Below are 11,535 nucleotides of genomic sequence, written 5' to 3'. Positions count from 1 at the left end.
ACTCTAGCAGGCGAGCAGAAAAATCAGGACAGGCAGGGCAGCTCCGGACATGCAAACTTGAAAAGTCACTCAGTGGGATGAGGAGCGCCAGAGTATCGTCACCTTCGGCAACGTGATGTTTCCTTAGTAGAGGTCGCCTGTCGGGACTGCAGGGCTCGCCCGTGCCTTGTCTCGTTGGGCAGGGGAAAGCTCAGACTTCCTTGTCAGGCAGGAGCGTGAGTAGCAGCTCGTCGTCGGGGCCGAGCGGGCGCCAGCCGGGCGGTGGTGGCGTGGCGAGGAGCGCATTGCTGACCCGATCGACGCGCTCCTGATGAGTCACTGGAGTGAAGCCAAACCAGGAGCCGAGCGCCATAGCAACTTCCAGGCGGGCTTCGTCGTCCATTACGGCCGGCCAGCCGTTGGGGAGTGCCTCAGCGAGTTCGCGCACGAGTTGCCCGCGTACCAAACGTGTGACTTTGCGGCTTCGCTCCGCCTCGGCCACCAACCCGCTGAACACCTGCACTGCCGCGATGTCATCAGTACCAAGCTCGTCCGCCAGCTCCACCAGCGAAGAGGTGGGGCGCGCCTCGGCGAAGGCGGTGAGCGAGTCGTAACCTCGCTCGCGGACCCGCTCATACAGGCGCGCTTTCACGTTGCCCTGCCACGCACGTCCGCCGCTCATGGTCCCCTCCAGGAGGTGAAGCTCAGACTTCCTCGTCGGGCAGGAGCGTGATCAGTAGTTCGTCGTCAGGTCCACGCGGGAGCCATCCGGAAGGCGGTGGCGTGGCGAGGAGTGCATCGCCGGCCTTGTCGACGCGCTGCTCATGAGTTTCTGGGGTTAAGGCTTCCCACACGCCGAGTGCCTTCGCGACCTTGAAGCGGTTTGCATCGTCGAGCACGGCTGGCCAACCGTTTGGGAGACACGACCACAGTTCTCGCACGAGCAGGCCGCGCATGAGGCGCGTGATCCGGCGGCTTCGCTCCGCCTCGGCAAGCAACCCGCTGAACACCTGCACTCCCGCGATGTCGTCCGGGCCAAGCTCCTCGGCCAGCGCCACCAGCGAGACAGTGGGGCGCGCCTCGGCGAAGGCGGTGAGCGAGTCGTAGCCTCGCTCGCGGACCCGCTCGTACAGGCGCACCTTCCAGTTGCCGTCCCAGGAGCGTCCGTCAGTCATCCCGATCTCCAAGAGGGAACTTCAGACTTCCTCGTCGGGTAGGAGCGTGAGCAGCAGCTCGTCGTCTGGCCCGCGAGGGACCCAGCCGGGCGGCGGTGGCGTAGCGAGAAGCGCATCGCTGACCTTCCTGGCGCGGTTCTTATGGGTTTCTGGGGTGTAGGCAATCCACGAACCGAGTGCCTCAGCAACTTTGAAACGGTTGTCGTCGTCCATCACTGTCGGCCAACCGTCGGGAACGCTCTCGGACCACAGGCGCGTGAAAACGTCGCGTACAAACCGCGTGACCTGCTTACGCCTCTCCGCCTCGGCGAGCAGCCCACTCAAGACCTGAACCCCGGCAACGTCGTCCCTGCCTAATTCCTCAGCCAGCAAGTGTAAAGGGACGGTGGGGCGCGCCTCAGCGAAGGCGGTGAGCGAGTCGTAACCTCGCTCGCGGACCCGCTCATACAGGCGCGCTTTCACGTTGCCCTGCCACGCACGTCCGCCGCTCATGGTCCTCTCCACCGGACGAAGTTCATTGAAATGTAGTAGTCCTTCATACGCTTCGCGACGATGTTCAGGATGGCATTCCGCGTCAACATCCGACCAGCCCTGGTCTCAGCTTCGTACAGCGCCTCCATGATCAGCCGGTTCCACTCGCCGGCCCACGTGCGGCCCAGCTTCCAGTTTCCACCACCGTGAATGGCCTCGTGGTGCGCCTGCTCCAGCCTGACGCAGAACTGGTCGATGTCCATCTCGCCGGTGAAGCCGCGCTTCTCGAACCACTGCCGGAACTCCTTGGGCATGACGTGGTGCCGAGGGGGCTCGGCCATGCCGGCCCCCGCTTTGCCCGTCACGCGCATGCCCCGCACCTCGGGGCTGTCGCCCAGCGCCTCGCGCACGCCCCTGGGTAACTCGCCGTGCGCCTCGGCCATCAGCACCTGGCCGGCCTGAATCCGCACGGCGGCGCTGACGGCGGGCACGGAGAGGACACCCGCCCGCACCAACTGGCGCATCATCTCCACCCACTCGGCGGAGACGACAATCCGCGTGCCCATCATCACGCCGTTGGAGCCCACCATGAGTCCCACGCCAATCGTGGCGGGACCGGCTCGCGGCAGCAGCCGGGGCAGGGAGTACCTCAGCCCCGACAGCGTGGTGAGTGCCTCCATGGCATCCTTCAGTGCCAGCGCCTTCTGGAGGACTTCCGCCCCCTTGCGCATGGCCTCACGGAGTGCGGCGAACTCGCTGGTGAGGTGGCCCACCAGGGCAGGGACGTTTTGCGCCGCTGCCTCCACCTGCTCCGGCTCCAACGAGGAGAGTGCCGTCATGGTGGGCTCGAGCATCTTCTGGATGGAGTCCATCTTCACGAACAGCGTCTCCACGCCATAGAGGTGCCGGGAGAGCGCGACGTCGCTGAGGTTGAGGAAATCAACCCATCCGGACAGGAGAATGGAGCCCATCATGGCGGCCTCCAGGCGTGGGCCGGCCAGGCGCAGCAGGGCGAGCTGCATGTCCGGGTCCTCCATCTCCGAGGCGGCAGTGGCCAGCCGGGTGGTGGCGGCGAGCTCGGCGTCAATCCACCGCAGCTGACGTTCGCCGGAGTCGACGTAGCGGACGAAGATGCTGTTGCCCACGCTGGCGACGCCCAGGTGGCTGCTGGCCCTGCGCCTGGAGAACTCGCTGGAAAGGCGGCGCGAGGAGGTGGACACCTCGTCCACTGCACCGAGAAATGCCACGTGGGCCGCGAGGGCGCTCAGCCACGCATTCTCCTCAACCCTGCCAGGGCCCGCCGCCGTCACGGCCTCCCGCGAGTCGCGGCGCCGGTGCAGCCGCTCCGGTGCCTCGGGCTCTGGAGGGGAGAGGGGCAGGGCGGCGAGGGCGAGCGGAGACCCCTCGTCAGGCCCTCCGGCCACCGCGGGCCTCGTGGCCTCATGCGGCGTGTAGTGCAGGCTCATCCCCAGGCCGGGCGGTGGCCTCAGCGAGGCACAGGCGCTGGACAGCAGGGCCAGGGCGAGCAACAGCCCCATTCCCTTGCCCCTGGCAGCTCAGCGCGCATTGTCCACCCCCAGGCCCATGGAAGCGAAGGCGCCCGGGCGCAGCGCGCCTTCGCCTTCCGGAAACAGCAACGTGCCACCCGTGCCCAGCACGTACAGGCCTCCCCCTTGGAAACGCCAGCGCACCTCGGCCGCGCCCAGGTAGCGTGCCCCCGGCTGCCCAAGGCCCACCGCCAGGCCCTTCGCGGCCACCTCGAGGGCGCGGCCGAAGAGCTGCACCGCCACGCGCCCGTCCACGTCGAAGCGGCCCCAGGTGAAGGCCTCGGCGGCGAGCGAAAGCTGCAAGTGCTTCTGCAGTCCGCCGTAGCGCACGGAGTCCCAGCCCACCACTGCCTCACCGTAGAGGGAGAAGCCGTCCGGGAAGAGCGCCTCGGCGAGCGGCACGCCCTCGGGGCCCGCGGCCCGCAAGCGAGCCAATTCGTAGTCCGGGCCGAAGTACCCCTGGCGGAAGCCCCCGTGCTGCCGCCGCACCTCCAGCCGCAGCGTCATGTCGAGGGTGGGCGTCACCGCATCCGCGCCTGCTCCCACCACCGCACCCCACGCGCCGCCGTGGCCCGGACGTCCGCCCCAGCCCGCCAGCACGTGCGCTTCAAAACCCGAGCGCACCACCACCACCATCGTCCCGTCCAGGTGCGCCAGCGTGACCGGGGGCGCACGCCCTCCGGCCATGCCCCAGTCATGCACGGCGGAGAGCGCCAGCGTGTAGCGCCCGCGCTGCCTGGCAGCGTGGCCGTCATCAGCGCCTCCCATGGAGGGCTCCCACTGTAGCGGGCACCTCCGACAACTCCGGACAGTCGCGAAAAGGCAGGTGGAGGCGACCTGATTCCTGGGACTGGTGAGGCCGACCACTCAGGCCACCTGGGCAACGCAATGGAGCTGCGGAGCCCGCGTTCCCGCCGGAGCCTGGTCCCCTCGAAGAGAGACGACAGTGTTTGTCGGGGGGCGGTCGGAGGGTTCACCAGGGCCACAGGCGCTGGCGAGAAGAGCGGTAAGGAGGAGGGAGGCGAGACGCATGGGAGTTCTCCCGTGAGAGCGGTTGGGCGTGTAGGAACCCTACGCGTCGAGTCTCGGAAGGCTGTATCGACCGAAAGTGGTACGTGCGGGCTCTTGCGTGCATGCGCTCACCGTGCTCTTCGGGAGGGCCGCCGGAGAGTCTCCTGTCATGCCGACGAAAACCCGTTCGTTCATCCCCTCGAGAAGCCCTGTCTCGACACCCATCGTCGTCCCGATGCTTCTGGTCCTGGCGGTGCTCGTGTTCCTGGAGGGGTGTGCCACGGGGGCATCGCCCGGGAGCCTGACGAGCGGCATGGACCTGCACCTGCTGGGGTCGGCCACTCCGCCCATCCTGACAGGGGCGACGGGTGGGGCGGGCGGTTTCTCCATGCAGACGGATGGCTCACCGGCGGGGGGCGCGCTCGCCTGTGGGGGAGTGCCCGTGCCGCCGGGCTGGCCCGACCTGTCCTCCGGCGATTCAGAGGCGCTGCTGGCCCCCTTCCTGGCGTGTGCCTCGCCCGGCGAGTACGTGGCGTTGCAGCAGCGGGTGGACATGCCGCGGTTGGTGGAGGCGTTGGATGATTGGTCCGCTGTTCGCCTCGGCGCCCTGGGGCCCGTGCGCGAGGATGCCGCTGCGATTCTCCACCGCAAGCGTGTCTCCTTCCTGCTCGCCGTCACCGAGCGTTATGGCCTCTTCTACGCGGAGGTGTTCGCCCTCTTCGTCCTGCACTCGGCCCATGACGACGACGTAGCGGCGGTGCTGCGGTTGTTGGCCCAGGACAAACAGTTGGGCCAGACGCTGGCGCTCATGCCCGCCGTGCGCGAGGAATTGGAGGCGCGAGGCTTGTCGCTCTCGGCGTACCCGGAGAGGGGCGAACGGGCGAGTGACGTGCTGCGGGGGCTGGGTCGCGCGGCCCGGGATGCCCTGTCCTCCAGCCTGGCGAGTGACGGCGCTCGCTACACCGGGTTTTCCGCGAGGCGGGAGCAGTTGCCCGCACCCTACAGGGACGCCCTTCATGAGGTGGAGCGAGCCCTGGCACTGAGGCACTTCGCTCCGGGGAGCGTGGCGGTGGGAAGCCTCGATGCGGCGACGTTCGGTGTACCGCTGGGCTTCTACTACCTGGTGGCCGGTACGGGCCAGGGCCTCTCCTCGCTCTCCCAGGGCCAGTACGAGCAGGCCACACGCGAACTCGCGCCCGCGATGCTGCTGGGGGCGCTGTACGCGGGTGGTCGGAGTCTGCGCGTCCTGTCCGAGGCGCGCGGCACCACGGTGGGCGGGACGCACCGTTTGCACGGGCTTCAGGCAATGCAACTGCGGTTGAGGGGCCTCGAGGAGGTGGCGCGGCGGTTGGAGGGGCTGCTGGGTGGGGAGGGGATGCGCGAGTTGGCCCGGGACATCCGAGCCAGCCGGGAGGCGGGTCGCTTCGTGGCCGTGGGAGGCGTGGACGCCGCCCTGGCGCTACACGAGGCCCGAGGCGATGTGGCGAGGGCGCAGGCGCTGATGTCCAAGGCCAGGCCCGGGGCCACGGGTTCCTCGGCGGTGGGGCGTGGTGCGGCGCGTACCGGGGGCCTGGCCTCGTTGGTGGACGAGCACGTGGGCCTCACCCGGGAAGTGGTGGAAGCCAAACTGGCACGGGTGGAGTTGGAGGCCACGGGCCCGCGCCTGTCCAGGGACGTGACAGTACTGGAGCGGCAACGTCCTGCCCATGAGGTCCCGCCGCCCGAGGCCCGAGGCAATCCACGCTGGCGTGAGTACGTCGACTACTACGAGAGACGCCTGGGGGAACTCAAGGAGGGCAAGAGCACCAAGGGGCCTTTGCGATGGGAGAACTACGAGCGGATGTGGGGATGGTTCGCCCGGGGGCTGACCTTCGAGCGCCTCATGGTGAAGGTGCTGCGCGAGGACGCGCTCTTGCCTCGGGCCCAGCGCCGCTTTCTCGGGGACTTCAACAAGCCTCGTGTCGAGGCGAATGTGGGGGTGTGGAAGCCGGGCCCTGGCTTGCGCTATGCGGATGTGCTCGTCATTGAAGAGGGCGGGTCCGCTGGACGGCCGCCTCGCGTCGAGACATTCAGCTTCAAGAGCCGAGACCTCTCGGGACTGGGGCCAGAGTCTTTGACGGCGCAGATGGTAGAGGACGCGAGGGAGGCTCTGCGAAAATACGGTGAGACCGTGGACATTCGCCGAGACTCCCTCCAGTCCCTTCTTCGTGGCGACAGCAAGGTGCCGGTCCCAAGAGTCCGCCTCATTTATGAGGGCGGTGAACTCAAACCATCGGATGTCAGAGACATGGATGCCGCCTTGATCAAGACTCAGGAGCAAGTTCCGGGAGTGGAGGTCTTCTTCCAATGAAGGTGCTGGATTTTCACAGCGTGAAGGGCGAGGACAGCCTCCGGTTCGATTTCAAAGGTACTTTCGACTCGCGGGTGGCGCTGGAACGAGCACTGGAGCACTTCCTCCAAGCCCTCGAGAAGTTCGCCGATGGGTGGATGCCGGACGTCGTCAACGGCAAGCGGAGGCGCAAGTACTCCCGCCCCTCTTTCTGGAAGGCGCTGGAAGAGCGGCGTGACGGGAACAGCACGGCTCTCGGGCTCTACCGGACGGAGTGGCCCGCATTGGACATGTTTCTCTGGCTTTGGCTTCCACCGCGGCCTTGCGAGCTGGACATCGCGATCAAGGTGAAGCCTCTCTCTTTCTTCACCGAGGCTGAGCGCTGTCTCCAATTCGTGGAGATGGTGCGGCACTGGGCCTCTCACTACCCGGTTACTCATGCCTCCGCCCATGGTCTGGCGGATGATCAACTGTCTGGCGCTCCCCGCTTTGGCCGCGATATGCAGACCTCCATCCGGGACGGGTTCGATAAAATCTACGAGGTTTTCTGGCTGAATGTCTTCGGCCCGAAGTTGGTGGAATCCGTTGGTCGTGAGCGCATGCTGTCCACGCCAGCCTGGCGGGTCGAGGAACTCCCCAACGGCTCCGTCCTCCTGGTGACCCGGCCTACCGCCGCGGACTTCGCGAGCGAGGAGGCGCGTGAGGCTCAAGCGCGTGCCCACGTCCATCTCCGGCCGGACCTCGACTACGCCACCGTGCTGCGCACCTTGTGCGAGCGCAGCGCCGCGCTCGCCCCCGTGCAACCCCGCTTCCACCCGGACGTGGCTCCGCTCCTCTCACGCGTGGTGGATGGCGTCGCCATTCATGAGCGCCAGCGGAAGATCGCCGGGTTCAACACGTACCAACCGCCAGCGCCCTCGGAGTGGCACCCCGCCGATGCTGCCCTGCCTCCGGACGTGGACGACCCGGAAGCGGCTCGCGAGCATTACAGCAACCTGGCCGAGCACCTGGTGGCGCTGATGCACACGAAGGTGCCTTCCGTCTTCGAGGCAACGCCCGAGTCGCTGACGGACGTGGACTACCAATTCTGGCACGAGGAATTCCCGAGGGTGTTCGAGCGGCGGAACATCGAAGCGCACGCCGTGCCCGCCATTGGCGCCTATCTCGGTGAAGTGCTGGTGCGCCGCCTGGGCGGCCGGTGGATTCCGCGCCGGAAGCTCGAGGAGGCCCAGGTGCTCGTGGGCAGGCGCGTCTGGTTGCCCTTTGTCCGGGCACACCACTACATGCGCTCGTGTCAGTCGCTGCTGGACTGCTCCCTCACCCAGCTCTACCGCGTGGCCGAGCGGCACCGCTCCTGAGTGGAAGCGCGTGTTAATGTTCGTGGGCGATGTCCTCCACGAACAAGAGCTACCAGTACCCGAGCAAGTACGCCCTCAGCGTGCATGCTCACCGTGCTCTTCGGGGGGTGCTGCCGCCGGAGAGGCGCTTGTCATGCAGATGAGAACCCGTTCATTCATTTCCACGAGAAGCCCTGTCACGACGCCAGTTGTCGTCCCGGTGCTCCTCGCCCTGTCGGTGCTCGTGTTGCTGGCGGGGTGTGCCACGGGGGCATCACCCAGGAGTCTAACGAGTGGCATGGACCTGTACGCCGGGTCTTCTTCCTTTCTGCCCATCCTGACTGGGGCGATGGGAGGTGCGGGCGGTCTCTCCATTGAAGCGGATGATTCGCGGGCGGAGGGCGGGGCGGGGGGCGCGCTCGCTTGTGGGGGCGTGCCCGTGCCTCCGGGCTGGCCGGATTTGTCCTCCGGCGATGCGGAGGCGTTGCTGGCGCCCTTCCTGGCATGTGCCTCGCCCGGCGAATTCGTGGCGTTGCAGCAGCGGGTGGACATGCCGCGGTTGGTGGAGGCGTTGGATGACTGGTCCGCTGTCCGCCTCGGTGCCCTGGGGCCCGTGCGTGAAGACGCCGCGGGAGTCCTCCACCGCAAGCGTGTCGCCTTCCTGCTCGCGGCCAGCGAGTGTTATGGCCTCTTCTACGCCGAGGGTTTCGCCCTCTTCGTCCTGCACTCGGCCCATGACGATGAGGTGGATGGGTTGTTGAGGCAGTTGGCCCGGGACAAACAGTTGGGTGAGACGTTGGCGCTCATGCCGTCCGTGCGAGAGGAGTTGGAGGCGCGAGGCATGTCGCTCTCGGCGTACCCGGAGAGGGGAGAGCAGGCGAGTGACGTGCTGCGGGGGCTGGGTCGCGCTGCCCGGGATGCCCTGTCCACCAGCCAGGCGAGTGACGGCGCCCGCTACACCGAGCTGTCCGTGCGGCGGGAGCAGTTGCCCGCGCCCTACAGGGACGCCCTCCACGAGGTGGAGCGAGCCCTGGCGCTCAGGCACTTCGCTCCCGGGAGCGTGGCGGTGGGAAGCCTCGATGCGGCGACGTTCGGTGTGCCGCTGGGCTTCTACTACCTGGTGGCTGGCACGGGCCAGGGCATCTCCTCGCTCTCCCAGGGCCAGTACGAGCGAGCCACACGCGAACTCGCGCCCGCGATGCTGCTGGGAGCGCTGTATGCGGGAGGCCGGAGCCTGCGTGTCCTGTCCGAGGCGCGTGGCATCGAGGTGGGCGGGACGCATTCTTTGAACAGGCTTCAGTCCGTGGAACTGCGGTTGAGGAGCCTTGGGGCGGTGGCGCGGCGTTTGGAGGGGCTGCTGGGTGGGGAGGGGATGCGCGAGTTGGCCCGGGACATCCGAGCCCGCCGGGAGGCGGGCCGCTTCGTGGCCGTGGGGGGCGTGGACGCAGCCCTGGCGCTACGCGAGGCCCGAGGCGATGTGGCCAGGGCGCAGGCGCTGATGTCCAAGGCCAGGCCCGGGGCCACGGGTTCCTCGGAAGTGGGGCGTGGTGCGGTGCGTGCCGGGGGCCTGGCCTCGTTGGTGGACGAGCACGTGGGCCTCACCCGGGAAGTGGTGGAAGCCAAACTGGCACGGGTGGAGTGGGAGGCCACGGGCCCGCGCCTGTCCAGGGACGTGACGGTGCTGGAGCGGCAACGTCCCTCCCTCGATGTCCCACCGCCCGAGGCCCAAGGCAATCCACGCTGGCGCGAGTACGTCGAGTACTACGAGAAACGTCTGGGGGAACTCAAGGAGGGCAAGAGCACCAAGGGGCCCCTGCGATGGGAGAACTATGAGCGGATGTGGGGATGGTTCGCCCGGGGGCTGACCTTCGAGCGCCTCATGGTGAAGGCACTGCGCGAGGACGCGCTCCTGCCCCGGGCCCATCGCCGCTTTCTCGGGGACTTCGACAGGCCTCGTGTCGAGGCGAATGTAGGGGTGTGGAAGCAGGGACCTGGCTTGCGCTATGCGGATGTGCTCGTCATTGAAGAAGGCGAGTCGGCTGGACGGCCGCCTCGTGTCGAGACATTCAGCTTCAAGAGCCGAGATCTCTCGGGCATGGACAGGGACGCGTTGACGGCGCAGATGGTAGAGGACGCGAGGGAGGCTCTGCGAAAATACGGTGAGACCGTGGACATCCGCCGAGACTCCCTCCAATCCCTTCTTCGTGGCGACAGCACGGTGCTGATCCCTAGAGTCCGCCTCATTTATGAGGGCGGTGAACTCAAACCAGCGAACGTCAGAAACATGAGGGCCGCCTTGAGCAAGACGCAGGAGAGAGTGCCGGAAGTGGAGGTGTTCTTCCAATGAAGGTGCTGGATCTTCACGGTGTGAAGGGCGAGGACGGTCTACAGTTCGAGTTCAAAGGTGATTTCGACTCGCGGGTGGCACTAGAACGAGCACTGGAGCACTTCCTCCAAGCCCTCGAGAAGTTCGCCGATGGGTGGATGCCGGACGTCGTCAAAGGCAAGCGGAGGCGCAAGTACTCCCGCCCTTCTTTCTGGAAGGCGCTGGAGGAGCGGCGCGATGGGGACAGCACGGCTCTCGGGCTCTACCGGACGGAGTGGCCCGCATTGGATATGTCGCTCTGGCTTTGGCTTCCACCGCGGCCTTGCGAGCTGGACATCGCGATCAATGTGAAGCCTCTCTCCTTCTTCAAGGAGGAGGGGCGCTGTCACCAGTTCGTGGAGATGGTGCGGCACTGGGCCTCTCACTACCCGGTTGCTCATGCCTCCGCCCATGGTCTGGCGGACGATCAACTGTCTGGTGCTCCTCTCTACGGTCGCGATATGCAGACCTCCATCCGGGATGGGTTCGACAAGATCTATGAGGTGTCCTGGCTCAACGTCTTCGGCCCCCAACTGGTGGAAGCTGTTGGGCGCGAGCGCATGCTGTCCACTCCAGCACATCGGTTGGAGGAACTCCCCAACGGCTCCGTGCTTATGGTGCTCCGGCCTACCGCCGTGGACTTCGCGAGCGAGGAGGCGCGTGAGGCTCAAGCGCGTGCCCATGTGCATCTCCGGCCGGACCTCGACTACGCCACCGTGCTGCGCACCTTGCGCGAGCGCAGCGCCGCGCTCGCCCCCGTGCAACCCCGCTTCCATCCGGACGTGGCTCCGCTCCTCTCACGCGTGGTGGATGGCGTCGCCATTCATGAGCGCCAGCGGAAGATCGCCGGGTTCAACATGTACCAACCGCCAGAGCCCGTGGAGTGGCGCCCCGCCGATGCCGCCCTGCCTCCGGACGTGGACGACCCGGAAGCGGCTCGCGAGCATTACAGCGACCTCGCCGAGCACCTGGTGGCGTTGATGCACACGAAGGTGCCTTCCGTCTTCGAGGCGACGCCCGAGTCGCTGACGGACGTGGACTACCAATTCTGGCACGAGGAGTTCCCGAGGGTGTTCGAGCGGCAGAACATCGAAGCGCACGCCGTACCCGCCATTGGCGCCTACCTCGGTGAAGTGCTGGTGCGCCGCCTGGGCGGCCAATGGATTCCGCGCCGGAAGCTCGAGGAGGCCCAGGTGCTCGTGGGCAGGCGCGTCTGGTTGCCCTTTGTCCGGGCACATCACTACATGCGCTCGTGCCAGTCGCTGCTGGACTGCTCCCTCACCCAGCTCTACCACGTGGCCGAGCGTCACCGTTCCTGAGC

At 67.1% G+C, this 11,535-nt stretch carries 8 protein-coding genes and 1 pseudogene; 4 read left to right on the top strand and 5 right to left on the bottom strand.

Annotation, left to right across the window (positions count from 1 at the left end; all coding sequences use genetic code 11):
- Positions 1 to 190: 190 nt before the first annotated feature.
- From CYFUS_RS44895 to CYFUS_RS44875, 5 genes and pseudogenes are all read right to left on the bottom strand, one after another.
- Positions 191 to 661, bottom strand: a complete 471-nt coding sequence (locus CYFUS_RS44895) for an NUDIX hydrolase (protein ID WP_095990816.1) — start codon at positions 659 to 661, stop codon at positions 191 to 193.
- A 22-nt stretch (positions 662 to 683) separates the two neighbouring features.
- A complete protein-coding gene (locus CYFUS_RS44890) occupies positions 684 to 1,154 on the bottom strand; it encodes an NUDIX hydrolase (RefSeq protein ID WP_095992601.1) in 471 nt (156 codons plus the stop codon).
- Positions 1,155 to 1,175: 21 nt separating this feature from the next.
- Positions 1,176 to 1,646 (bottom strand): NUDIX hydrolase, encoded by a 471-nt coding sequence (locus CYFUS_RS44885; RefSeq protein WP_095990815.1) that lies wholly within the window; start codon positions 1,644 to 1,646, stop codon positions 1,176 to 1,178.
- The gene (locus CYFUS_RS44880; RefSeq protein ID WP_095990814.1) at positions 1,643 to 3,163 is read right to left on the bottom strand and encodes a DUF2380 domain-containing protein; all 1,521 of its coding nucleotides are present in this window, start codon (positions 3,161 to 3,163) and stop codon (positions 1,643 to 1,645) included. Before CYFUS_RS44880 ends, CYFUS_RS44885 begins: the two co-directional genes overlap by 4 nt.
- Positions 3,164 to 3,181: 18 nt before the next feature.
- A pseudogene (locus CYFUS_RS44875) lies at positions 3,182 to 3,910 on the bottom strand (hypothetical protein); the annotation flags it as partial.
- 442 nt (positions 3,911 to 4,352) lie between these two features.
- Here CYFUS_RS44875 and CYFUS_RS44870 point away from each other — a divergent pair.
- From CYFUS_RS44870 to CYFUS_RS44855, 4 genes are all read left to right on the top strand, one after another.
- Positions 4,353 to 6,533, top strand: coding sequence for a hypothetical protein (locus CYFUS_RS44870; protein ID WP_232537172.1), 2,181 nt, complete (start codon positions 4,353 to 4,355; stop codon positions 6,531 to 6,533).
- The gene (locus CYFUS_RS44865; protein WP_095990813.1) at positions 6,530 to 7,870 is read left to right on the top strand and encodes a hypothetical protein; all 1,341 of its coding nucleotides are present in this window, start codon (positions 6,530 to 6,532) and stop codon (positions 7,868 to 7,870) included. Before CYFUS_RS44870 ends, CYFUS_RS44865 begins: the two co-directional genes overlap by 4 nt.
- Before the next feature lie 277 nt (positions 7,871 to 8,147).
- Positions 8,148 to 10,196 carry a hypothetical protein gene (locus tag CYFUS_RS44860; protein ID WP_232537171.1) on the top strand — a complete coding sequence of 683 codons (2,049 nt, stop codon included), beginning with the start codon at positions 8,148 to 8,150 and terminating at the stop codon, positions 10,194 to 10,196.
- Positions 10,193 to 11,533 (top strand): hypothetical protein, encoded by a 1,341-nt coding sequence (locus tag CYFUS_RS44855; RefSeq protein WP_095990812.1) that lies wholly within the window; start codon positions 10,193 to 10,195, stop codon positions 11,531 to 11,533. The genes CYFUS_RS44860 and CYFUS_RS44855 overlap by 4 nt, the downstream gene beginning before the upstream one ends.
- Positions 11,534 to 11,535 lie beyond the last annotated feature (2 nt).

This window comes from Cystobacter fuscus (assembly GCF_002305875.1).
Taxonomy (GTDB): domain Bacteria; phylum Myxococcota; class Myxococcia; order Myxococcales; family Myxococcaceae; genus Cystobacter; species Cystobacter fuscus_A.
This window is presented reverse-complemented; position numbering and strand designations above follow the sequence as displayed.

What these genes read in the sequence shown, in the direction of transcription:
- CYFUS_RS44880 (WP_095990814.1), bottom strand. Translation starts at nt 3,163, where the DNA reads ATGGGGCTGTTGCTCGCCCTGGCCCTGCTGTCCAGCGCCTGTGCCTCG.
- CYFUS_RS44890 (WP_095992601.1), bottom strand. Translation starts at nt 1,154, where the DNA reads ATGACTGACGGACGCTCCTGGGACGGCAACTGGAAGGTGCGCCTGTAC.
- CYFUS_RS44855 (WP_095990812.1), top strand. Translation starts at nt 10,193, where the DNA reads ATGAAGGTGCTGGATCTTCACGGTGTGAAGGGCGAGGACGGTCTACAG.
- CYFUS_RS44860 (WP_232537171.1), top strand. Translation starts at nt 8,148, where the DNA reads ATGGACCTGTACGCCGGGTCTTCTTCCTTTCTGCCCATCCTGACTGGG.
- CYFUS_RS44895 (WP_095990816.1), bottom strand. Translation starts at nt 661, where the DNA reads ATGAGCGGCGGACGTGCGTGGCAGGGCAACGTGAAAGCGCGCCTGTAT.
- CYFUS_RS44865 (WP_095990813.1), top strand. Translation starts at nt 6,530, where the DNA reads ATGAAGGTGCTGGATTTTCACAGCGTGAAGGGCGAGGACAGCCTCCGG.
- CYFUS_RS44870 (WP_232537172.1), top strand. Translation starts at nt 4,353, where the DNA reads ATGCCGACGAAAACCCGTTCGTTCATCCCCTCGAGAAGCCCTGTCTCG.
- CYFUS_RS44885 (WP_095990815.1), bottom strand. Translation starts at nt 1,646, where the DNA reads ATGAGCGGCGGACGTGCGTGGCAGGGCAACGTGAAAGCGCGCCTGTAT.